Annotated in this window: 22 protein-coding genes and 2 pseudogenes; 6 read left to right on the top strand and 18 right to left on the bottom strand. The window is 34.2% G+C overall.

Features of this window, described 5'->3' with window-relative positions; genetic code table 11:
• Positions 1 to 261 precede the first annotated feature (261 nt).
• The 3 genes from ADJ83_RS04710 to ADJ83_RS04700 form a co-directional block, all read right to left on the bottom strand.
• The gene (locus tag ADJ83_RS04710; RefSeq protein WP_031537744.1) at positions 262 to 1,515 is read right to left on the bottom strand and encodes a glycoside hydrolase domain-containing protein; all 1,254 of its coding nucleotides are present in this window, start codon (positions 1,513 to 1,515) and stop codon (positions 262 to 264) included.
• A gap of 115 nt (positions 1,516 to 1,630) precedes the next feature.
• Complete coding sequence (locus ADJ83_RS04705) at positions 1,631 to 2,584, bottom strand: L-lactate dehydrogenase (protein WP_031537745.1); 954 nt, start codon at positions 2,582 to 2,584, stop codon at positions 1,631 to 1,633.
• A gap of 148 nt (positions 2,585 to 2,732) precedes the next feature.
• The gene (locus ADJ83_RS04700) at positions 2,733 to 2,951 is read right to left on the bottom strand and encodes a hypothetical protein (protein ID WP_031537746.1); all 219 of its coding nucleotides are present in this window, start codon (positions 2,949 to 2,951) and stop codon (positions 2,733 to 2,735) included.
• 185 nt (positions 2,952 to 3,136) lie between these two features.
• Here ADJ83_RS04700 and ADJ83_RS04695 point away from each other — a divergent pair, with 185 nt between their 5' ends.
• Positions 3,137 to 3,658, top strand: a complete 522-nt coding sequence (locus ADJ83_RS04695) for a GNAT family N-acetyltransferase (protein ID WP_031537748.1) — start codon at positions 3,137 to 3,139, stop codon at positions 3,656 to 3,658.
• 44 nt (positions 3,659 to 3,702) lie between these two features.
• Here ADJ83_RS04695 and ADJ83_RS04690 read toward each other — a convergent pair whose 3' ends face one another.
• Complete coding sequence (locus ADJ83_RS04690; protein ID WP_031537749.1) at positions 3,703 to 4,548, bottom strand: TIGR03943 family putative permease subunit; 846 nt, start codon at positions 4,546 to 4,548, stop codon at positions 3,703 to 3,705.
• Between the two features lie 14 nt (positions 4,549 to 4,562).
• Positions 4,563 to 5,429, bottom strand: a complete 867-nt coding sequence (locus ADJ83_RS04685; RefSeq protein ID WP_031537751.1) for a permease — start codon at positions 5,427 to 5,429, stop codon at positions 4,563 to 4,565.
• A 238-nt stretch (positions 5,430 to 5,667) separates the two neighbouring features.
• Between ADJ83_RS04685 and ADJ83_RS04680 the strand changes: the two genes are divergently transcribed.
• From ADJ83_RS04680 to ADJ83_RS04670, 3 genes are all read left to right on the top strand, one after another.
• The gene (locus tag ADJ83_RS04680) at positions 5,668 to 6,888 is read left to right on the top strand and encodes a polysaccharide deacetylase family protein (RefSeq protein WP_160314243.1); all 1,221 of its coding nucleotides are present in this window, start codon (positions 5,668 to 5,670) and stop codon (positions 6,886 to 6,888) included.
• A 173-nt stretch (positions 6,889 to 7,061) separates the two neighbouring features.
• Positions 7,062 to 7,961 (top strand): phosphotransferase family protein, encoded by a 900-nt coding sequence (locus ADJ83_RS04675; RefSeq protein ID WP_031537754.1) that lies wholly within the window; start codon positions 7,062 to 7,064, stop codon positions 7,959 to 7,961.
• Positions 7,962 to 8,065: 104 nt separating this feature from the next.
• Positions 8,066 to 8,443 (top strand): hypothetical protein, encoded by a 378-nt coding sequence (locus tag ADJ83_RS04670; RefSeq protein ID WP_031537755.1) that lies wholly within the window; start codon positions 8,066 to 8,068, stop codon positions 8,441 to 8,443.
• A 470-nt stretch (positions 8,444 to 8,913) separates the two neighbouring features.
• On the opposite strand, the gene ADJ83_RS04665 is transcribed toward ADJ83_RS04670, so the two are convergent.
• Positions 8,914 to 9,570 (bottom strand): DUF975 family protein, encoded by a 657-nt coding sequence (locus tag ADJ83_RS04665; protein WP_031537756.1) that lies wholly within the window; start codon positions 9,568 to 9,570, stop codon positions 8,914 to 8,916.
• 472 nt (positions 9,571 to 10,042) lie between these two features.
• Between ADJ83_RS04665 and ADJ83_RS04660 the strand changes: the two genes are divergently transcribed.
• Complete coding sequence (locus tag ADJ83_RS04660) at positions 10,043 to 10,348, top strand: HesB/YadR/YfhF family protein (protein ID WP_031537757.1); 306 nt, start codon at positions 10,043 to 10,045, stop codon at positions 10,346 to 10,348.
• 69 nt (positions 10,349 to 10,417) lie between these two features.
• Here ADJ83_RS04660 and murA read toward each other — a convergent pair whose 3' ends face one another.
• The 3 genes from murA to ADJ83_RS04645 form a co-directional block, all read right to left on the bottom strand.
• The gene (gene murA, locus ADJ83_RS04655; RefSeq protein WP_031537759.1) at positions 10,418 to 11,722 is read right to left on the bottom strand and encodes a UDP-N-acetylglucosamine 1-carboxyvinyltransferase; all 1,305 of its coding nucleotides are present in this window, start codon (positions 11,720 to 11,722) and stop codon (positions 10,418 to 10,420) included.
• 28 nt (positions 11,723 to 11,750) lie between these two features.
• A complete protein-coding gene (locus ADJ83_RS04650) occupies positions 11,751 to 12,533 on the bottom strand; it encodes a DeoR/GlpR family DNA-binding transcription regulator (RefSeq protein WP_031537760.1) in 783 nt (260 codons plus the stop codon).
• Positions 12,534 to 12,760: 227 nt separating this feature from the next.
• Positions 12,761 to 13,357 (bottom strand): DJ-1/PfpI family protein, encoded by a 597-nt coding sequence (locus ADJ83_RS04645; RefSeq protein WP_031537761.1) that lies wholly within the window; start codon positions 13,355 to 13,357, stop codon positions 12,761 to 12,763.
• A 136-nt stretch (positions 13,358 to 13,493) separates the two neighbouring features.
• On the opposite strand from ADJ83_RS04645, the gene ADJ83_RS04640 reads away from it, so the two are divergent.
• Positions 13,494 to 14,558, top strand: a complete 1,065-nt coding sequence (locus ADJ83_RS04640) for a P1 family peptidase (RefSeq protein ID WP_031537763.1) — start codon at positions 13,494 to 13,496, stop codon at positions 14,556 to 14,558.
• Between the two features lie 44 nt (positions 14,559 to 14,602).
• Here ADJ83_RS04640 and ADJ83_RS04635 read toward each other — a convergent pair.
• The 9 genes and pseudogenes from ADJ83_RS04635 to ADJ83_RS25475 form a co-directional block, all read right to left on the bottom strand.
• Positions 14,603 to 15,169 (bottom strand): annotated as a pseudogene (locus tag ADJ83_RS04635) (nitroreductase family protein).
• Positions 15,170 to 15,282: 113 nt separating this feature from the next.
• Positions 15,283 to 15,900 carry an NUDIX hydrolase gene (locus ADJ83_RS04630; protein ID WP_031537765.1) on the bottom strand — a complete coding sequence of 206 codons (618 nt, stop codon included), beginning with the start codon at positions 15,898 to 15,900 and terminating at the stop codon, positions 15,283 to 15,285.
• Between the two features lie 22 nt (positions 15,901 to 15,922).
• Positions 15,923 to 17,095: an ABC transporter permease gene (locus tag ADJ83_RS04625; protein ID WP_031537766.1), complete on the bottom strand. Its 1,173-nt coding sequence runs from the start codon at positions 17,093 to 17,095 to the stop codon at positions 15,923 to 15,925.
• Positions 17,085 to 17,801, bottom strand: a complete 717-nt coding sequence (locus ADJ83_RS04620; protein ID WP_031537767.1) for an ABC transporter ATP-binding protein — start codon at positions 17,799 to 17,801, stop codon at positions 17,085 to 17,087. The genes ADJ83_RS04625 and ADJ83_RS04620 overlap by 11 nt, the downstream gene beginning before the upstream one ends.
• 356 nt (positions 17,802 to 18,157) lie before the next feature.
• Entirely contained in the window at positions 18,158 to 18,820 is a 663-nt protein-coding gene (locus ADJ83_RS04615) for a DUF975 family protein (protein WP_031537769.1), read from the bottom strand.
• A gap of 173 nt (positions 18,821 to 18,993) precedes the next feature.
• Positions 18,994 to 20,025: a glyceraldehyde-3-phosphate dehydrogenase gene (locus ADJ83_RS04610; RefSeq protein WP_031537770.1), complete on the bottom strand. Its 1,032-nt coding sequence runs from the start codon at positions 20,023 to 20,025 to the stop codon at positions 18,994 to 18,996.
• Positions 20,026 to 20,203: 178 nt separating this feature from the next.
• Complete coding sequence (locus ADJ83_RS04605; protein WP_031537771.1) at positions 20,204 to 21,019, bottom strand: protein phosphatase 2C domain-containing protein; 816 nt, start codon at positions 21,017 to 21,019, stop codon at positions 20,204 to 20,206.
• Positions 21,020 to 21,112: 93 nt separating this feature from the next.
• A complete protein-coding gene (locus ADJ83_RS04600) occupies positions 21,113 to 21,640 on the bottom strand; it encodes an AAA family ATPase (protein ID WP_031537772.1) in 528 nt (175 codons plus the stop codon).
• Positions 21,641 to 21,667: 27 nt separating this feature from the next.
• Positions 21,668 to 21,967, bottom strand: a pseudogene (locus ADJ83_RS25475) (GNAT family N-acetyltransferase); the annotation flags it as partial.

Here is a 21,967-nt window from a genome sequence, read left to right as displayed (position 1 = left end):
AAATAAACGATCACAGTATAAAGGAGTAAGGAAATAAACTAATCCCATCTTCTAGAAGAAAAAATGAATGGAAAGACAATCGGATATAAATAAATTCCATCATTATTGTCTTTTTGGTGGTTTACTTGTCGTTTCCAGTTTGTATGAAACAAGAAAAAAATCCTGTTCTACAAAAACAATATCTCTACATGATCCCTGCATGAAACAAACAAAAAAAAGTCATCTTACTTTCCGAAGGCTCGTTAGTAAGATGAGTCTTTTTTAATGTTTCCATAATACATCTGTTATTTTACTATCAAATAGATTTGTATCTATATTACATGTTTCATCATCAATGCCATATTGCCAGCCATATGCAAGAGAACCTTCTGGAGCATCCACTTTAAATTCTGGTGCATCTTGTTCAGTAGTAATTCCAATGTTTGGAGAAGCAGACCATAGATACGTATTTTCCTTTATTTCTCCCTTATTTTCAACAGCCTCATTAAAAGCATTTGTAAGTGCCTCTCCTGAATCAAAGATACCGTAGATTGCAGGTTCGTAAGAGGAATTGCTTACTTCGTCATACCACCCCTCAATAAAGGCTGCATCGACTGGATAGTTTGGCTCTATGTCAGCAAAAATCGCAACACCATCAGGAGTACTTAGGTCATTAGCTAATGCAATCGCTTTTTTCGCTTCACTAACACCATTATCATAGCCAGTTGCATCAGTGAATCCGTTATAGATTAGAAGGATATCTGCCTCATTGGAGTGAATTAAATCAATTTGTTCCCCTGTTAGACCGTTTGAAACCCCATCATTTGTACCTAAATAGCGTGCAACAATTTTTGGGGTTCCAAAGTTATCTCTCACACAAGCATAGAAATCCTCCGTTGTTTCACTAGCGGAATCAATTCCCCATAAATAGGAAGTCTCCTCATTATTATCCGTATCTCCGTTATTATCGTTGCTATTTTCCTCATTATTGCTATCGTCACTATCATTTGAATTTTCATTATCATTATTTGTGTTTTCTTGTTTTCCATTTGTATTAAGCTCATTTGTGACATTTACATCAACTGTTAAATCTAAGTCATTTAATATTTTATTTGCTAATTCCGCTTTATTATTAGAAAGAATATTGTTTGTAATCGAGTTAGTTGTTGTACCATTTACCTGCCCTTTTAACAGATTCTCTATGGCATTATTAATGGTAACAGATGCGTCATCTTCTGTTTTATTATCAATTGTATTTTCAATCGATGCATTTGTATCCTCTATATCATTCGTTACTTTATTATCAATCGTTGCTTTCGCTTCACTGCTTACAATATTTTGAATATTATTTGTTACAGATATATTAACATTTCCTTGGCCGCTTTCCGTTGTAGCAGTGCCTTGTGAATCAACCGAATTACTTGGTTCTTTGTCTGCTTCCACACTCTTTGTATGAAAAAGCAATACAGTTACAATGCCGGAAAATAGAATCAAGAAAGTAGCAGCTGCTATGAGAAGGTATTTCTTCCAATCCATTCTGTCACACCTTTCCTAATTTACTTACCATATAAAGTATGTAAACTAGGCTGTTTGGGTGTGGGCTATTTAGAAGTTATGCAATACCATCCATAGCAGATCAAGAGAGAATGGTTTATTTATTAAAATGAGGTTTTAGAATATCTTTTAATATAGTCGCACTTTGATGAAATTTTTCTTGCTCATCTTCAGCTAGTTCCAATTCAACGACTTCACGTATTCCTTCTCTATTTATTACTGCAGGTACACCTATATAGACATCCTTTTCTCCATATTGGCCATCTAAATAGGCAGATACGGTTAATACACTATTTTCATTACTTAAGATTGCCTTTGTAATTCGCACAAGTCCCATAGCAATCCCATAATAAGTAGCACCTTTCCCTTCAATAATTTTGTAGGCTGCGTCACGCACATTCACAAAAATTTCGTCTAAATCCTCCATTTTATATTCAGCCGCTCTTTTCATTAGCTTATAAACAGGAATACCGGCAACATCTGCTGAACTATAGGCTGGCAGTTCACTGTCGCCATGCTCTCCAATAATATAGGCATGGACACTAGTTGGAGCAACTTTAAAGTAATCTCCAAGTAGAAAACGGAACCGAGCAGTATCCAAAATTGTCCCAGAGCCAACAACTTGATTTTTCGGAAGTCCACTATATCGCCAAGTTGCATAGGTTAAAATGTCTACTGGATTTGTTGCAACTAAGAATATTCCATGAAAGCCACTTGCCATCACTTGATCGACAATCGATTTAAATATTTTTAAATTCTTTTCCACTAAATCAAGACGTGTTTCACCAGGTTTTTGATTAGCTCCAGCACATATAACAACTAGATCCATCTCCGTGCAATCCTTATACTCTCCATATTTAATACTTATTGGGTTAGGAGCAAAGACTTTGCCATGATTCAAATCCATTACATCTCCAATTGCTTTATCTTTATTAAGATCAATTAACAATAATTCATCCACAATCCCTTGATTCATTAACGCAAATGCGTAACTAGATCCTACAAAACCTGTGCCAATTAAGGCTACACGGCTAACTTTATTACTAAGCATCCTTCATTCTCCTTTTGAACATATTTTAACTATATCATTTGTTATTTTAACGGGAATTATGTATCCACATTAATGAGAGAGGAGGAAGGCAAATATTATCTGAACGAAAAAAAAGAAGCCACTTTAAAGTAAGCTTCTCTGAAATGCCTTAGCGTTTTCTTTTTTTAGAGTCTGCTGCAACGGCTGCTTTTTTTACAATCTTTTCAAATTCTACATTTGCTTGAAATACATCCTCTTTCAATTGAATAACCGATAGTATTTTTCCTTTGCGTCCTTTAATTTTTATTTCTTGTTCAACATTTGGGATTTCTTGCCGGAGTTGAGTTAATACATTTGTGCTATTATCAAAAAAGTGAACAGTTACCAAGTTATTTCACTCCTTTATTCGAATTTTTCTCATAATAAAATAAATATGATTTATGAAATAAATTAGAACAAAAACAATATTGTCTTATGGGACAAATTTGCTCCTAGAGGAAAAAGATTACGGACCAACTTCACTTGTTTTCGCTTATAATGAAAGAAGACTATATAAAGGTGAGGGACCCACACATGAAAATTTCCTTTCAAAAAACAGGAGATCCAACAGACCAACTGATTACCAGTTTAAACAAATGGGAGAATGATCCAAAGCTAATCCCATTAATCCATCCTTGTCGGAATAAAGAGGATGTAGAAAGCTATGTACGGATAACAAAAGAAGAAATCAATAAACGGTTAACAACATACCATATGTATGAAATATATCTAGACAATATACTGGTAGGGGAAATGAATTATACAGTTGACCCAGTCCATTTGTATAAAAAAGAAAGAGGGACTGCATGGATTGCTATTACAATAGGGGAAGAAATCGCTAGAGGGAGAGGAATAGGCTCCACTTCGCTTAGATATTTAGAAGAACAGATTAAAAAGCAGGGTCTAAAAAGAATAGAATTAGGGGTATTCGAATTTAATAAAAGTGCTCAAAAATTATACAGCAAACTTGGCTACCAAGAAATCGGGAAAAACAAACAATTTACCTACTATCAAGATAGAATGTGGGACGATATCCGCATGGAAAAATACGTATAAAAAAAATAGGGAATGTAATGCAAAAAGCTAACATTCCCTATTTTTTAATATTGACGATACACGTAAGGATCATCGGGCTCATTTATTGTTTTCCAATCTGTAACTTTAAGAATCGGAATGGTTTTCTTAAATGGTTGATAGTAAATGGTTTCAAGCTTTCCAGTTACCTGTAGCCACTGGTCATTGTCTTTTTTCATATCATCTGGAATATCCAGAAGCATGCCAAATACGCCAGCATCTGCAATGCAATGTATGATGCCAAATCGCAGCAAGAACAGCTGATTATTCATTAAATCTTCTTCCTTATACGAAAAACCAGTAATGGTAATTTCCCGATCCATAAATTGTCCTGGATAATTATAAATCGTTTCTAAATCATTTAAAAAATTATCTTCTCCCAAAGTAATTTCTTTTAGATTCTTTAATTTATCCAAACCCTTATCCATTACTTCTGCATAACCTTCTTTTCCATAATAACTGCTTGTATTAGGCTGCAAGAATTGATGCTGGCTATACTCATCTCCTTCATCATATGCAGGGAAATACAAACCTTTTTTTTCTACAATATTGGAGTCAAGGGTTGCTACTGGAAGCATTAACCCCGTTAGTATTGGCAGCATTAATGCTACAATTGTTAATCCACGTTTCCAAAAGCTATTTTCTTCATGGGAATGATCGTGTCCACAATGTTCACAAGAATCATGATCATGGTTATTTTTATCCTTTTTCATATAGTTATAGACACATATAATTGTAAAGAGTACAAATATATAAATGGCCGATTCTGATATATATGAATATTTCATATTAATATATTTTGAGATATCGCCAGTAGCATGTAAATGCAAAAATAAATAAGTAAAGCCGATTAACACAAATATACGAAGCATTTTTTTTCACCTCTTTATAGAAAAATGGTTACGAGAAACACGATGATGGTAATAAGACTTGTCAGTAAGATAACAAACTTAGCTTTAAACGTACTTAAGAGCATCAATGTATTCTTAATATCTAACATTGGACCAAATACTAGGAATGCAAGAATTGATCCTACTGAGAAGCTGTTTCTAAAGCTCGCTGCCACAAATGCATCTGCTTGGGAACAAAGACTTAGGATATAGCCGAGTCCCATCATAACTAGATGAGAGGATGCCTGCCCATGTCCTATTGATACAAGGGTAGATGTTTTCACAAATGTTTGTACAGCGGCAGCAATGAACGAACCAATCACTAAATATTTTCCTACAGAGAAAAATTCGTCTATAGAATGTTTAAACATTGCTTCGATTCGTCCTTTAAACGAATGATAGTGCATATGTTCTGGCACATGATTTTTTAAGGGCGACTGTTTCACTGTTTTTTGCAAAGCAAGTCCAACTAGAATCGAACAAATAAGCGCAGCAACCGACCGAAGAATCACCATTCTCCAGCTGTTTCCAAATGCAACATAGGTGGAAAAAATAACTACCGGGTTAATAATCGGGCCAGTGAGCATAAAAGCAATACTTGCTGGCAGTGGTACACCTTTTAAGATTAGCCTTCTTGTAATTGGTATTATTCCACATTCACATGCGGGAATAATGCTTCCAACTAATGAAGCAAATAAAATCGCAAGAATTGGATTCTTCGGCATGATTTTCGCAATAAATTCTTCTGAAACAAAGATTTGTATGATTCCAGAAATAAGAACACCAATTAATATAAAGGGTAGTGCCTCAATAATGATACTTATAAAGATCGTATTTAATTGTAATAATGTTTCCACATTCATTTTTAAAAGAACACCTACTTTTTCGTTAGATTACATGAATTCATTATTATAAGGAACAATGATTAAAATCAGATGAAAACAAAAAATACCCATATCGCCGATTTTTAATTAGTTATTGCAAACGAATTCATAAACCCTTACATTAATAGTGATAGGATGAACGCCACAGGAGAGAAGGTGAACAAAACTGAAGACAAAGTATTTGCTCTATTTCCTTGTACTATTCCAGATGTTAATCATGGCTGCATGTAGTGCTCAGAAACCAAAAGAAGCAGGTGATCTTAACCAGAGTGAAACAAATCAAGAACAAAAAAATATCGATTTTCCTTCTGACTATTTAACGGATATAGTGGAAACAGCAAAAAAAGGAATGACAGATACAAGTCCCTTTAACGTATTATCCAATACGATAGAACAGGTAGAAATGCAATGGGAAGAGCCAGTTAGAACAGACCATGTAGGGAATGGCTTTTACGCTACCTATGATAAAAAGAATACCGTGTTTGGTTTTACTGCAAAAGGAGAGATTTATGATATTCGTTCCTATAAAAAGCAATTACAGGTATTCTCCTTGTCTGATTTAAAAGAAGTAATAGGAGAACCAGCAGAAATAAGAACAGGTGAAGGGGAAAAAATAATTGTTTATAACCTTTCAAAGGAGATTCAGCTTAAATTTATCATCCTGAATGAAACAGATAAAGTGGACCATCTATCTGTTTATAATGAAGAGAGAGGGGAGCAAGCTGGCTATGTATTAGATTTAAAGGGAAACTCTGATCAGCTAACAAACAAGCAATGGCAAGCGATGCAAACTTGGAGGAGTGATATCGTGAACTTTAAAGAAAATCAGCCTAATTTATACATAAATGGACGAAATGAAAAGAAGATTTCTTTAACCTTTGATGATGGTCCTGATGAAATCGTGACACCAAAAATAATTGAAATATTACAAAACCATCATGTGAAAGGAAATTTTTTCTTTATTGGCAGTGAAGCAGAAAAGTACCCACAAGTTGTTAAAAATGCCTATGAAAACGGTAATTTAGTATTAAGTCATAGCTATCATCATGTTGATTTGACTACTTTAAGCAATGCTGAACAAGCAAATGAAATAAACAATGCAGGGCTTGCTATTCAAACAATTATTGGGAAAGAGCCGGCGATGATTAGACCACCATATGGGGAAACAAATGAAACCTTAATAGAAAATGCCAAAGATAAAGGCTACTCTGTGATAATTTGGTCAATCGATACACTTGATTGGTCACAAAAGGATCCTGAAAATATTATCAAAAATGTCACAGATAATTTGCGAAACGGCGATATTATTTTAATGCATTCAGATTCAGAAAAAACAGAAACAGCAAAGGCATTACCTACAATCATTGAAGCCGTTCAAGAAAAAGGATTTGAAATTGTTGGCTTGGATGAATTGTTGGGGGTAGAGGCATATCAGTAATTAGAAATTCTGTTAGTGGTAAAGGAAAGATGAAACTTTAAAACGAATGATTAATATAGTTTCTATTAATCATTCGTTTTAATAAAAGCAAACTCTGACACTTTCAATCATATAGAAGGGGACAGTATGATTACTGAAATCCTAAATGTAATAACAGAAGAGAGGCTAACGAAATGAAAGAAAAAGAAAGGCTTGCATTTATAAAAAGATATTTTCCCCATTTCGTGATTAAAGAAGTAAAAGTAAATAATAAGGGGTGGGACAACGATCTAGTTATTATTAATAATAACTTAGTCTTTAGATTTCCTAAATCGGAAGAAGTGGCAGCAAAAGTAAAAACAGAAGGCGAAATTTTAACAGCAGTAAAAGCGAGAAATCCACTGTTGGTAATACCTGAATTTGAGTATATGCATGAAGATGACAAAGTTAAAGGTGTAAAATATCCTCTGATTGAAGGGAAATCTTTATCTGAATATGCTCCTAATACCATTACTTGTCATTTTGAGAACGCCAGATTGGTTGGCGACTTTCTCACAAAATTACATAGTGTCGAAGTAGCACAATTAAACAGTAGTATGTTAACAAGCCTTCATAACCATTCTTATTGGGAGTCTTTCTACAAGAAAGTAGAACGACAAGTATTTCCATTTTTAAAGTACAAACAGCAAGAACAGATTGCCCATTTATTTGAGCGCTTTCTAGAAATCTATGAAGATATACCAGCTAAGAAAGTTATCATTCATGGAGACTTAACGACCTCAAACATTATTTATAATGAACAGAAGGGGAGGATTAGTGGCATTATTGATTTTACAGATGCACAAATTGGAGACCCTGCTTTTGATTTTGCGGGTATCTATTGGGCATACGGTCCAGACTTCACAAAAGATGTATTGGCGTGTTATCAATCATCAGAACCATCTGAATCCTTGTTTCATAGAGTAAGTAATTTTTACGGATTACAGCCTGTATTCCATGAATTACTTTATGCACTGGAGAATCAGTATACTATAAATTGGGAAACTGCATTACAGCGGTTTAATTGTCTCTATGAGTTTATTAATGCTAGATGAACTCCCTAAATTAGTAAAAATAAGATATAATATTGAAAAATGAAGAATATATGAATAACAAAAATGTTACTAACCATAGCATTTGATAGGAGGTTTACAAAAAATTGTGGAGATTAGTAAACGGTAAATTAATTCATGAAACGGATCAATCTAGAGTCAAATTTAGAACAAACATTAGTAAAGAAATCATCGATACATTAAGCAAAATGGCTGAAGAAAATGATACGCACATAAATTATTTATTTGAAAACGGTCTAAGAAATTTACTAGCAAATAATATGATTCAATTCTCAAAAGAATCCAGACCAAAGGATCGAGTTCAATATAAAACAACTTACGATAAACAATTATTGGAGAATGCGAAACAATTTGCAAAATCAAATCATTTGTATTTGAACGATATTTTAGAATACAGCACGAAATTTATCGATTTAAATGATATTAAAGATAAAAAGTATAAGAATAGAGTAGAGAGAATATAGTCTTGCTATATTCTTATACTTATTGAAACGCCCCGAACATAATATATATTATACACAGCAATTCAAATATTAATAAATCTCATCTCAAAATAAAGTATACTTTAGATAGTGAGACAAAATAAAAAAATTATCGTTTATTTCGAACATTTAATCATTCAATATGCATCCAATACTACTCAGCTATTTTATTGTAGATAATAATATTATTATACATTTACTAAAACCATTTATCTATTAGTTGTTTAAATATTTAATATAAACAATTCTTAGCTTGCTATTTAAAATCAGCAATCATTCCATTTTCGCAATACTATATATAAATTTGGCTTATAGATGCTCAGCGGAACCATTTCTATACATCTCTTCTCTCGTCAAGTTTACATAATATTAGCATTTAACCTTTGCATATAAAAAAACAGAGAACAGATTTAGTTTCTGTTCTCTGGGTATCTCCATCAACAATCGCTTAGTTAAAGCGTCTTTTTTTCTGCGATTAATTTATGATAAAAAGTTGCATTAGACGTATAGATATACGGAGTTAACCATAAGAAACCGATTCCTAGAGACAATAGACATAAGAAGCCCCATCCAATAAAGCTTAAGTTTAACAGGAAGAACTTCCATTTGTAACCAACCATTCTTCTTCTGCTTTCTGTAATTGCTTCAAAAATGGATAGCTCTGGATGATCTTTTAAAATCATAAATGTCTGTGAATATGCTAGCCCTTTGATAATTCCCGGAATTAATAATAATAAAGACCATAAGAATGTAAATATACCTATCATGATAGTCGTACCAATGGATTTTAGAGCTAACCTTGCATCCGTATATATCGTAAAAACCTGCGGAATTTCAGGACTTTTCTCTCTAACGATATCGAGATAAAACCAACTAATTGCTATAGTTAATGGGATTAAAATAATACTAATAATGGCATTTAATATGGATGCTAATGGTGGTGTATAATCTTGATTAAACCAATTTAAAATGCCTCCACTAGCATAAACTTCAACAGAGAAATTTATTACCGTACTTAAAATGAAATATAGGAATGTAAGACCTACTACTTTTCCCCATTCCCCTTTTAATGATTGTCTTGCCTCATACTTAATTGCTGAAATTTTCAATGCATATCCCCCTTTATATATATGTAAAAAGACAGATGTACTTATTTGCTGTCTATTTTATTATAGTAATTATATTGGAATACGAAAATGTTTTTTTGACAAAATACCCCAATAATTAATTTTATATCTATTGATGCGCTGGCTTCTTCCCTCCTCTTTTTCTTTTGCACACACTTTTTCCATAAACTTCTATGTATGGTCCTGCCACCTCTCCTCCTTCTTATATACTTCCTCTATTTAATACGAACATTATAGAGAAAGGTTTCATTATTTTTACACCGTATTCAAGCAACTTGTTTTTAGTTAACTAACTAATTAGATGTATCGCTATTGTTCATACCGTAATTTGTCACCATAAATGAACTATTCCTTTGGGATATAAGATTGCTTTAAGCTTTTTTCTTGTATATATACTGAAATAAAAAGATAATTAAAGAGAAAAATTATATATATTTTTTAGGAGGATCGTACGATGAACATACATATTAGCAAAGCTGCTTTAACTTGGTTTAAAGAAGAAGTAGGGTTAGATACGGGAAGTTATGTGCGCTTTTATCCAATGATTTACGGAAATAGTCCCGTTCAAGAAAACTTTTCACTTGGCTTTTCCATCGAGGCACCTGTTGATGCAATAGCAAGTAGTGAAGCAGAAGGAATTCATTTTTACGTAGAGGAAACAGATGTTTGGTACTTTAATGGGCACGACTTATATGTAGAATTTAATGAAGCAATGGATGAAGTGGAATATCAATATAAATTACCAAAAATAAAAGGTTGAAATATATATAACCGCCGATAAACTGGCGGTTATATGGAATTACATATTAGATGATACAATTTCGTTTTACTAGTTAATTTTTTTAAATTCTTCTATCAATCTATCATTTGTAATCTCGTCAGAATGATGTAAAGTGATATTTGCTCCTAGACTATTAAAAGCTGCTACTGCATTGTCGTATCCTCGTTCAATATGTTCAATCCCAGTAATCGTTGTTGTTCCTTCTGCGATAACACCTGCAAGAATAAGGCATATTCCTGCGCGGACATCGGAAGCATTAACTAATGCTCCATGTAAATTTGATTTCCCTTTAATATGTGCAACACCATTTGTTACCTCAATGCTCGCTCCCATTTTGTTCAACTGATATACATGATTAAATCGGTTCGGATATATAGTTTCCCGAAGTATACTTTTTCCAGTCGCTTGTGTTAGCAATACGGTTAAAGGCTGCTGCAAATCCGTAGGAAATCCTGGAAACATAGCGGTTCTTACTCTTGTCGCTCTAATTCGACCATCTAAAAAGGATGTAATATTATTTTCTTTTATTTCAATGCCTACACCAATCTCTTTTAATTTCGTTATACAGGAAGTAAGATGTTCTGGAATAATATCTTTTACTGTAATCGTGCCTCCCGTAATCCCAGAAGAAATCAGAAATGCTCCTGCAATAAGGCGGTCAGGAATAACGCTGTAGGTACAGCCATTTAATTGCTTAACACCTTTAATTTTGATTGTATCTGTACCTGCACCGATGATTTTTGCACCCATTTGATTTAAAAATAACGCTGTATCTGTTACTTCAGGATCTCTTGCGGCATTTAATAGAATAGTTTCCCCTTCTGCTAATACGGCTGCTAGCATACTATTAATTGTCGCCCCTGATGTAATTGTATCAAAATAGATTGTTGCACCTTTTAACTTAGAAGCTTCTACTTCATAATAATCTTTATAAAAAGTGAATGATGCTCCTAGTTTTTCTAATGACTTTATATGCTGATCAATTGGTCTGCTTACAAAATCATCTCCGCCTGGATATCCTAGTGATACTTTTTTAAATTTAGCGAGTAATGCTCCAATAAAATAATAGGCTGTTCTGAATTTACCAGATTTTTCAGGTTCAATTATTGTATTATTTATTTTAGTCGGGTCAATATGGACGTCTCCTAAACTATCTCGATTCATTACACATCCAATTTCATCTCCAATTTGACGAAGCACTCCAAAATCTGCGATGTTTGGGATGTTTTTTAAAATTACGGGTTCACTAGCTAAGCATGCTGCCGCAAGAATTGCGAGTGAGCTATTTTTCGAACCAGGTACTGTTAAGGAACCTTCTAGCTTAGAAGGTCCTTCTATGTTTATCCATCTCATTATAAATCTCCTATTCCACTCATTCTAATCAATGTAAATCCGCAAAAATGATTTGCGCTTTTTTCTTTTTTATCTCTTGAATTGTTTTTTCTGGAGCACCTAGATCTGTGATAAGAATATCTATATCCTCCATTGGTATGGATTGCATAAACATTTCAAGCCCTATTTTTTCATGGGGTGCAAGGCATACTACTTTTTGGGCAACACTTGATACTGTTTGGGCAAATGCTGCGGCTTCAGGAGTCGACGTACTAATTCCTTTCGCATTAACTCCTCCTCCTGTTAAAAAACAAATATCTAAAGAGAATTTACGCATCATTTCCATAGCAAGACAATCTATCATACTACCAGAAGAAACCTCCCTTAATTTTCCTCCGATTAGATAAGCACTTATATTTTCTTGTGTTCTAATATGTTCTGCAATCTTTAAGGAATTTGTGACGATTGTATAAGGGATATCCTTTGGCAAATACTTTAGCATTCCATAATGAATACCTGCTCCTCCAAGAAAAACAGTATCATTTTTTTTAATAAAAGAAGCTGCTAATTTTGAAATAGCATTTTCATGTGGAGCCCCTACTCCATATCTGATTGATTCTTTCTGTGGCATTGTTCGTACTTTAGGGGTTGGTCCATGAAGAATAGCACCACCATATGTTTTTTGAAGCAAGCCTTGTTCTTCCATAATCGTTAAGTCTCTTCTTATCGAATCAAGAGACATCTCAAATTGAATTGCTAAATCTTTGGCTATTACTTTGCCATCTCTTTCTATAAGTTCTAAAATTCTTTTTCTTCTTTCCTCCGCTAACATACTCTTCCCTTTCACATTAAGATATAAATATAAATTTATATTATTCCGTTTTATTAAGCATTGTCAATTTTATTATTCATTTTTCTTCTTTTTTATTACGTATTGTTCATTTTTCCCGCACCAAGAACATATGTTCCTAACTTTATTTAACAATCATGTTTATGTATTGCTATATAAAAAAATTGCTGCATAAAAGCAGCAATTTCAATCTGTAATGTTTCCCTGAATTAAAGCTCTATATCATATTCCATTCGCTTCGCAGTTTCTGTCATCAATTTAGTACCTACCAAACGCTTTCCAAGATGAAAAGACATATTTATTCCTGCGGAAATCCCTCCTGAAGTAATAATATTCCCTTCATCTACAAATTTAACGTTTTTCACTACATTTACTTCGGGATACTCGTTTTCTAACCTGTCTAGACTTGCCCAGTGTGTTGTTGCTTTTTTTCCATCTAACAAACCTGCTTTTGCTAACAATAATGCACCAGTACAAACAGACGTCATAAATTGTACCTCTTCCATTTGCTGTGATATCCAATGAATAACACTTTCCTTCTTTATTTCGCTCTCTCTTGCCCCAAGCCCTCCTGGAATAATTAAAATATTAAAGGTTGGCATCGTTTCGAAGCTAAAATCAGGGTGCACCTTCAAGCCATTTCTCGCATGTATCATTTGTCCGTTCTCTGAAATGGTATGCACAGAAAATGGTTTCGTCCCATCTTCACTTGTCGTGACAGAGAATACTTCAAATGGACCTGCAAAGTCTAGAACCTCCACATCATTAAATAGAAAAATGCCTACTTTCCACTGTTTATTTTCCATTTTACCCTCCCTAAATCTTTTCTTTCATCATTATAGCTAATAATCCCATTAAGAGGAGTAAATTCTAATAATAAACTTGATAACCTTCTTAATTTTTGAAAAAATAAAACTAACTAAAAGGAAGGCAGGCTACAGAATGAAACAACAAAAAAGAGTGAGAGATTACTGGATAACAGTTGGTAGACTAGAAACAGGCAGTAATAATGCCATTACAGATGTTGATGGTGTTACTGTTGGTCATGTTACATTAAGCAATGGTGATATACAGACAGGTGTAACGGCCATTTTGCCACATCAAGGAAATGTTTTTAAAGAAAAAGTAATCGCTGCAAGCCATGTGATTAATGGTTTCGGCAAAACGATGGGCACCATTCAAATCAATGAATTAGGGACAATTGAAACACCTATCCTCTTAACAAACACATTAAGCATTGGTACTGCTGCTGATGCACTCATTGAATATATGCTAAATCAAAACGAGGAAATTGGCAGATCGACTGGAACCGTCAATCCGATTGTCTGTGAATGTAATGATATGTTCCTAAATGACGTAAGAGCACGAAACATTACAAAAGAACATGTTTTCGAGGCTATCGCTAATGCATCTATTGAATTTGAAGAAGGTTCTGTTGGTGCTGGGAGAGGAATGCTTTGTTATTCATTAAAAGGTGGAATTGGTACATCCTCTCGGTTAATGACAATGGAGCATGGGACATATACAATTGGTGTGTTCGCTCTAACTAATTTCGGGATATTAAGTGATTTAACAATAGCGGGGAATCCAATTGGGCAAGAACTAAAAGAATATCTTCTCCAGGCAAAGAATGACAAAGATCAAGGTTCTGTCATTATTATTGTTGCGACAGACCTTCCAGTGTCAGAGAGACAATTAAGCCGCATCATTAAGCGGGCTGTTTCTGGTCTTTCCCGTACTGGCTCCATCATAACAACAGGTAGTGGTGAAATCGTCATTGGTTTTTCAACAGCAACAAAAATACCTCACGAAAAGCCAGCTTCAAGCGTTCCTGTTTCGACAATCCATGAAGAAGATATTGATTTAGCTTTCAGAGCCGTTGGTGAGGCTACTGAGGAAGCAGTGCTCAACTCCTTAATCACTGCAACCCATGTAACTGGTCGAGAAGGAAATGAGCGTCCTGCCCTTAAAGATTTAATCGATAAATATGCAATTAGTCTTAACTAGTAAAAAACCAGACGCCTGTTTTCATACACCGCGTCTGGTTTTTCTTATTTATATTTTCCTTCAAAGATTGTTTCGACTAACGGACGACGATTGGAAGGTAGCTCACGTGCTTGAAAATCTTCTGGCAATGCATCCTTCTCTCCTTGATATCCAATGGCAATTGCTACTTGAACATTATACTCTTCTGGAATATTTAATACTTCTCGTGCTTTGTCCTTATCAAAGCCACCAATTGCATGTGTTTTTAATCCTTCTTTGATTGCCTGTAAGGATAAGAATCCCCATGCAGTTCCACTATCAAATGCATCCATCCGATTTTGGTTATCTGATATAAGCACCGCTAACACAGGCGCATTTTTGCACCACTCTAAGTTTCTTTCAAAAATAAATGAATGAAATAGTTCACGTTCTGCTTAGGTACGAGCAAGGATAAACCGCCATGGCTGCGAATTATTAGCAGATGGAGCCCAACGAGCAGCCTCGAAAACACGCATTAACACTTCTTCTGGCACTTCTTTTTTTAAAAAAGAACGGGGAGACCAACGATTGATAAAAATGGGATCAATCTCATGGTCTGGTTGACGTAATTGTTGTATTTCTTTTTCGTTCATTAATAATCATCCTCAAAAATTTTTTCAGTTCCCTTCCATTTTAATTTTTTCAAAATTACAAATCAACTAATTGATTTCCCTATTTAATAATTACATGCTCATTTTAAGAGGGGTTAGTCTAAATAAGCAGGTTCCTCTGGATGATGTAAATGTTTAAAAGCTAAAAAAATTTGTGATTCTGTATTTCTTGGTATGGATAGACGCGGAAGTTCATTTTCCGCAAAAAAAGCCACGGAACTTGTTTCCATTCCTTCTTTCGCCTCTCCACCTATAATCTCACATTGAATAAACATCTTATATACATGGTATGGAGAAGGTGGATGAGGATGGCACTTCTTGTCTATTACCCCAATTAACTTAACAGCTTTCACATCGAAACCTGATTCTTCCTGAACCTCTTTTACCGCAACTTCTGCCGGAGTTAACCCAATATCTCCCCATCCTCCTGGTAGCGCCCAGGACTGATCTGTTTTTTCTTTTACCATTAAAATTTTCTCGTCTTTAAAAACCACTGCTCGGATATCCACTTTTGGAGTAGCATAACCTGTTTCATTTGCAAAAAGTTCACGAATGATTGACGTATCAACTTTTGTATATTCCGACATCATTTCTATACTCATTTTTCTAATCTCTTCAAATCGTTCTAAATCATATATATCTTTTGAATACGTCAAGCCTGCTTGAGCAATCGCTTGAAGTTGCTTTGCCCACTGTAACCATTTTTGTTCCATACTATGCCTCCCTTTTTATATTTTAGACAATACCAATCATTTCCTTTAACAACCAAACAATTGTATAAAATAAGATGATGACTAATAAAGCTAGAACGAGCATAATCCATACGCCTCTTTTCCTTGCTGAAAAATAAAAATCACGATCCATATATTTATTCATTAATGGATTATACTGACAGACTTTATCCCATAGAGAAGAAAGCCATCCATACATCATAAAGCAAAAAGCGGTAAAAATTGTTAATTTTAGCCACAAGGGTGGGACGAGAATAATAGCCCATGTTGTACTATTGATTAACATAAAATAGCCATATAAATAACTTGAATTTCGAACCACAATTTTAATAAACAATTCGATCAAGCCATTAATTGGAGTACGCTTTTTAAAAATTCGTTTGGAGTTCCGGAAAAGTAATGGTTTTTTTCTTCTTATCACCACTGGCTTTTCTATTTGCGGCGAAGCCATAAAGATAAATTGAGTAATACTCGATTTTCTTTCTTGCTCCATTTCAATATGTATGTCGAGTGAACCTTTTTTCCCTATCGCTTTCAGACTTAATAGAATCGACAAAATAAGTACTGAAATAGAAATAACATAAACTGGAAGATGATAACCACTATCTATAATACGATACATCCATTGACTGCACCAATTAAAAACCAGAAACAAACAAAGTGTGATGATACTTTTTCGAAAAGTAGAGACAACTTTTCTGATTGGATATTTCAGAAATAGGAGGCACGCTTGTAAAGAACGAAAATAAACAAATAAGACGATAATCTCCTGCCAGCTTAACAAATAATAATTAAGCAAAAAAGGTAGAAGACAACTAAACCCTGCACATATGACAAGCAATTGTTGAAGAAAAGAATAAAGATAAGCCCTTCTTTTTAAGCCACTTAGCAATTCAGGCTTTTTCACCAAAAATACTTTATCCGCTTCCACAATAAAGGTCCGTATATTTCCGCTCCATGAAAGAAGGTAAAGGAAGAAAAACGGGATGATAAAAGGAATGTTATCAAGCCATTCAGGTAATTCCTTCCACCATGAAAAATATACTGCTGTACAAAAAATAACTGCAGGAATAAGAATATATAAGACTACCGTCCAATCAGCCACAGAACGAAAAACCTGACTTTGAAACTTCCAATTTCTTATTACACGATCATAAAATAGCTGCCTACTTTTCATTCTTAGTACCTTCCGCTAGCACATGAAAGCAATCATACAAGGAGCCATCTGGCAATTGGCACTGTCTTCGTATATCCTCTAGCGTGCCTTTGGCAACGAGGTGTCCATCATGAATCATAAGAAATCGATCGCATATCTTTTCTGCTGTATCTAATACATGTGTAGACATCAGGATTCCAGCGCCACGCTTTCGTTCCGCTTCAATCGATCCTAGGAAAAGCTTCATCGCATTTGGATCAAGTCCCATAAATGGTTCATCAATAATATATAATAAAGGATTCGTTATCATCGCAAGAACGAGCATTGCTTTTTGCTGCATACCTTTTGAATATTTCGTTGGGTTTTCATGTGCATGTTTAGATAGCTTGTACTTATCCAATAACGTATTTGCCTTTTCCTTATAAGCTAGTTCTTCTAAACCTTCCATTGCCGCAACAAAATCAAGATGTTCCCATAAAGTTAATTCATCATAAAAAATCGGCCTTTCTGGTAAATAAGAATAAGTGATACCATCTTTGGATGAAATCTCTCCATCTAATTGGTCCATTAAACCAAGCAGACTTTTTATCGTTGTACTTTTACCAGCCCCGTTTGGTCCTATTAAGCCAACCAACTCCCCTTTTTCAATTGCGAAATGAATGTCTTTGATGATGTCTTTCTTTTTTTCATAGCCAGCTGATTCTATCGCTACACGTAAAAGAGACATGTCCACACCCTCCCTCTCTTGTTACAAGTACATACGAGTGAAAAGAGGAAAAAGTTTCTATATTGAATAAGAAAGATGTATTTTTTCCCATATAGATACAACTTGCCAATAGTAATAAAGTGGAATGGTTATACAATAATATTATGCAATAGTTCGTGTTTGGAAAGAATTATATAAAAAAGTCCGTTGTTATTACCCGCGGTCTGAATACACTCATTTTCCATGGGCTATGGGCTTTGCCTGTGGGGTCTCACCTTTCTCGCTGATCCTACAGGAGTTTTTGTGTATTCAGACTGCTCAGTTCTTCCATAGAAATGAAGTTTTTCTATTTCCATAATCGTTTATAGAAAAACAATCTAAAGTTCTAATACCTCTTTTTCCGCAATGTGGCTTTGGTAAAAAGCAGCATTGGAAGTATAAACATAAGGAATTAACCAAAGAAAGCCGATTCCGATGGAAAGGATACAAAGTAGTCCCCAGCCAATAAAGCTTAGACCTAACAAAAAGTACTTCCACTTGTATCCATCCATTCTTCTTCTACTTTCAGTAATTGCTTCAAAGATTCCAAACTCTGGATTATCCTTTAACAGCAACATCGTTTGGGAATAAGCTAACCCTTTAATAATTCCAGGAATAAGGAACAATAAGGACCATAAAAAGGTAAAAATGCCAATCATGATATTTGTGCCAATCAGCTTCACAGATAGTGCAACATTTGTATAAATGCTAAAAATTTGAGAAACTTGTGGATTTTCAGTACGTACTAAGCCAAGATAAAACCAAATAATGCCTACAGTTAAAGGAATATACAAAAGAGAGATGATAAAATTTCCAAATTCAGAGCCGACAGGAGAGTATTCCTGATAAAGCCAATTATGTATCCCACCACTAAATAAAATATCAACGATTGTTGTGAGAACCATACTAACAAAGAAATAAATGAAAGATATGAAGACACCTTTTCCCCAATATCCTCTCAGAGCTTGCCTTGCTTCTGTTTTAATTTGTTTTATTTTCATTTCTATTCCTCCTTATTCCAAATTAATGAAACCATCCTCCTGTCATTCCTAAATATAAATATGCGTAATATTCCCATTTATGAAAAGGAAAAAGGCTATGCTTAGCAAGAGAATAAAAAAGATAGATGCAGTTAGGTACATTACCTTTCTGCATCTATCTTTTTTTCTTTCATTTATACAGCTTGACTATCCATTTTCATAACCATTTTGCTTCCGACAAGCTTGACTAAATCTACCACTCGATTTGAATAGCCCCATTCATTGTCATACCATGCTAGTATTTTCACTTTATTGTGGCCGATAACCATTGTCGATAAAGCATCAATAGTTGCAGATTCGGTCGTTGTATTAAAATCAATAGAAACTAAAGGCTCCTCCGTAATAGCAAGAATACCTTTCAAATTCCCCGTTGATTCCTTCTCAAAGGCTCGATTAACTGATTCTCTCGTCACATTTTTTTCTAAATCAACGACTAAATCTACTAAAGAGACATTCTGTGTTGGCACTCTTAATGCCATTCCATGGAGTTTCCCTTCTAAGTGTGGAAGAATCTCTTTCAAAGCCTTTGCAGCACCTGTAGAAGTTGGAATAATATTTTGCCCACAAGATCTTGCACGCCGTAAATCATTATGTGGATTATCTATATTGTTTTGATCATTTGTAAAGGAATGAATCGTTGTCATTAATCCATTCTTTATCGTAAAATGTTTATCTATAACCTTAGCAATTGGCCCTAAACAATTGGTTGTACAGGAGGCATTCGAAATTATATGGTGTTTATCCATATTTAATACCTCTTCATTCACTCCCATTACGATGGTTGCATCAGTATTTACCCCAGGAGCTGTAAGCACTACTTTTTTCGCGCCGGCATGTAAATGCATTGCTGCTTTATCTCTATTGTTAAATTTCCCCGTAGCCTCTACAACGATATCAATATCCAGTTCACGCCAAGGTAATCTTTCTGGATTGCGATTATTTACTAATAGAATCTCTTGACCATCTATTAGAATCGAATGATCCTTAGCTACTACTTTTCCAGGGAATTTCCCATGAATTGTGTCATACTTTATTAAATGTGCTATCGTTTCAGAAGGATAACTGGCATTAATAGCAGTAATATGTATATTTTCATCATTAATAGCATTCCTAAGCACCATTCTTCCGATTCTCCCAAAGCCATTAATTGCTACTGATATTGTCATATAATCCGCTCCTTTTTAAATATGTTATACTAATAACGATTAACCTTTAATAAGTATAACACATATTAAGTAAAATACATCTTATTTATTGAAATAAGATGTATCATTCTTTCTTATTTGGTTTTAAGAGTAGATAAACATTACTATCTCTTTAGTCAACAACGCACGATTGAAGTCACTAGGATTCTCGGCTAAAGCCTAAATCACTCGGTGTTGTAGCTTCTTTGGCATTTCGAACAAACCAAGATATAATAGTAGTGCTATCACGAATATTTTTATTTTTGATGTCTTTTAACAAATAATAGACACTCTCTTGATTAGAAAATGTTTCAAATCCTTTAAAAATAGATCCTATCTTATGATAATCCGTATTGGGGCATTCAATTAGTCCATCAGTGGTAAGGAAGATATGTGTTATTCCTTTTCTCAATTCTTTCACACCTAGATTATAAGTGGGCACATCTTGATGAAAGGTACTATTTTGTCCAATCCATTCATAGAAGCTTCGATGATTTTGCTGGTATTCTCCCAATTTCGAAAACTCTGGATGATTTAATGCGAGTATGCAGTCGCCAATTGATAACCACCATAAATAGTTTTTTTTTCGCACAACGATTAAACATGCAGTTTCTCCTTGAATCATTTTGCATTGCTCTAGAAATTCCTTGCTGGCGAAATGGTTTAAGAAAAAAGAAGTAATTTGTGGGAATACTTTATTTAGTGGCAATTGTAGAATTGTTTTTATCTCCTCTTTTTTTTCATCCATGCTTTTTATCACTAAATCTGCGCTTTGTGCTGTATCATGTGCATCTAAAAGGGTCGCTAATTCCCAATCATCTTGTTCATTTATCCAGATTAAGCAGCCGTCTTCATTTTTGTAATGACCTACAGAAGAATTTCCTCCAAATCTGCCTAATACTAGATTATTTTTTAGCTGAAGAATGTTAATCTCATCCACAAAATGTTTGTCACTACCTACCCATTTATATTCCATATAGTTCTTCCTCACATATAAAGCAACATATAGCCATTTCCCATTCCCCCTATGATAAAAATGGATAGAAAATCTAATGTCTCCTTGAAAGAATCAATAACCCTTTCGAAAAAATTTCTGATATGCAACTTTTTTACTCTTAACTACGAAAACCTTTCCCTGATACTCTTGATATTTTTTAAAAAAATCAGGCTTGCCCACTTCTTCAAAGTGTTTATTCCATTGAAACATTTTAAAGAAAATCTTAAAGGAAGGCTGATAATGTGCTTTTTCAATGCCTACCTTTTGCTTAATAAATCTTTTCATAATGCGATAGGTACGAATATAATAATTAGTATCCAAGAAAATAATGGTATCCGCTTGTTGGAAACTGTTCTTTACCCATTCGTCATGATGAACTCCTTCGATAATCCATTTATCTGTTTGGACAATCCTATGTAATAATTTCTCTCGTTCCTCTTCGGTTCTTCTGCTATCTCCATTTTCCTTTCGCATCCAAACGACATTATCGAGTTCATAATATGGAATTTCTAGTTTCGTTGATAATTCCTTCGCTAATGTTGTTTTTCCACTACCAACAGAACCAATGATATGAACTTTAGCTGGAGCAGTTTTCACCATTCAACACCTCCCTATGATAGCCGATTATTATGCATGAGAGGTAAGTGGAAAAAGGATTGGTTCAAGGTTTTCAATCTTTCTCGCATGTCGAATAAATAAAACATCTGAACTCTCTGCAACTATATAATTTCCTTTGCTTTTTAAATCATCTGGTATAAAATGAAATATCACTTTATTCATCGTTTCCGTAAAAAGAGAGGAGAGAAGAGCTTCCATATTTACAATAGATGCACTAATCACATCATATATATGTAATTCATCCTCTATTTTTTCATAAATAACAATAACATCTTCTTTTTCAAAATAATAAGTGATTTCATGAAAAAC

The sequence above is a fragment of the Bacillus sp. 522_BSPC genome (genome assembly GCF_001076885.1).
GTDB lineage: Bacteria > Bacillota > Bacilli > Bacillales > Cytobacillaceae > Niallia > Niallia hominis.
Note: the sequence above shows the minus strand (reverse complement) of the source record. Positions and strands in the feature narration are given on the sequence as shown.

What these genes read in the sequence shown, in the direction of transcription:
- ADJ83_RS04685 (WP_031537751.1), bottom strand. Translation starts at nt 5,429, where the DNA reads ATGAATGTGGAAACATTATTACAATTAAATACGATCTTTATAAGTATC.
- ADJ83_RS04675 (WP_031537754.1), top strand. Translation starts at nt 7,062, where the DNA reads ATGAAAGAAAAAGAAAGGCTTGCATTTATAAAAAGATATTTTCCCCAT.
- ADJ83_RS04640 (WP_031537763.1), top strand. Translation starts at nt 13,494, where the DNA reads ATGAAACAACAAAAAAGAGTGAGAGATTACTGGATAACAGTTGGTAGA.
- ADJ83_RS04680 (WP_160314243.1), top strand. Translation starts at nt 5,668, where the DNA reads ATGGCTGCATGTAGTGCTCAGAAACCAAAAGAAGCAGGTGATCTTAAC.
- ADJ83_RS04710 (WP_031537744.1), bottom strand. Translation starts at nt 1,515, where the DNA reads ATGGATTGGAAGAAATACCTTCTCATAGCAGCTGCTACTTTCTTGATT.
- ADJ83_RS04705 (WP_031537745.1), bottom strand. Translation starts at nt 2,584, where the DNA reads ATGCTTAGTAATAAAGTTAGCCGTGTAGCCTTAATTGGCACAGGTTTT.
- ADJ83_RS04625 (WP_031537766.1), bottom strand. Translation starts at nt 17,095, where the DNA reads ATGAAAAGTAGGCAGCTATTTTATGATCGTGTAATAAGAAATTGGAAG.
- ADJ83_RS04645 (WP_031537761.1), bottom strand. Translation starts at nt 13,357, where the DNA reads ATGGAAAATAAACAGTGGAAAGTAGGCATTTTTCTATTTAATGATGTG.
- ADJ83_RS04690 (WP_031537749.1), bottom strand. Translation starts at nt 4,548, where the DNA reads ATGCTTCGTATATTTGTGTTAATCGGCTTTACTTATTTATTTTTGCAT.
- ADJ83_RS04615 (WP_031537769.1), bottom strand. Translation starts at nt 18,820, where the DNA reads ATGAAAATAAAACAAATTAAAACAGAAGCAAGGCAAGCTCTGAGAGGA.
- ADJ83_RS04630 (WP_031537765.1), bottom strand. Translation starts at nt 15,900, where the DNA reads ATGGAACAAAAATGGTTACAGTGGGCAAAGCAACTTCAAGCGATTGCT.
- ADJ83_RS04695 (WP_031537748.1), top strand. Translation starts at nt 3,137, where the DNA reads ATGAAAATTTCCTTTCAAAAAACAGGAGATCCAACAGACCAACTGATT.
- murA (WP_031537759.1), bottom strand. Translation starts at nt 11,722, where the DNA reads ATGAGATGGATAAACATAGAAGGACCTTCTAAGCTAGAAGGTTCCTTA.
- ADJ83_RS04610 (WP_031537770.1), bottom strand. Translation starts at nt 20,025, where the DNA reads ATGACAATATCAGTAGCAATTAATGGCTTTGGGAGAATCGGAAGAATG.
- ADJ83_RS04605 (WP_031537771.1), bottom strand. Translation starts at nt 21,019, where the DNA reads ATGGAATATAAATGGGTAGGTAGTGACAAACATTTTGTGGATGAGATT.
- ADJ83_RS04650 (WP_031537760.1), bottom strand. Translation starts at nt 12,533, where the DNA reads ATGTTAGCGGAGGAAAGAAGAAAAAGAATTTTAGAACTTATAGAAAGA.
- ADJ83_RS04600 (WP_031537772.1), bottom strand. Translation starts at nt 21,640, where the DNA reads ATGGTGAAAACTGCTCCAGCTAAAGTTCATATCATTGGTTCTGTTGGT.
- ADJ83_RS04660 (WP_031537757.1), top strand. Translation starts at nt 10,043, where the DNA reads ATGAACATACATATTAGCAAAGCTGCTTTAACTTGGTTTAAAGAAGAA.
- ADJ83_RS04620 (WP_031537767.1), bottom strand. Translation starts at nt 17,801, where the DNA reads ATGTCTCTTTTACGTGTAGCGATAGAATCAGCTGGCTATGAAAAAAAG.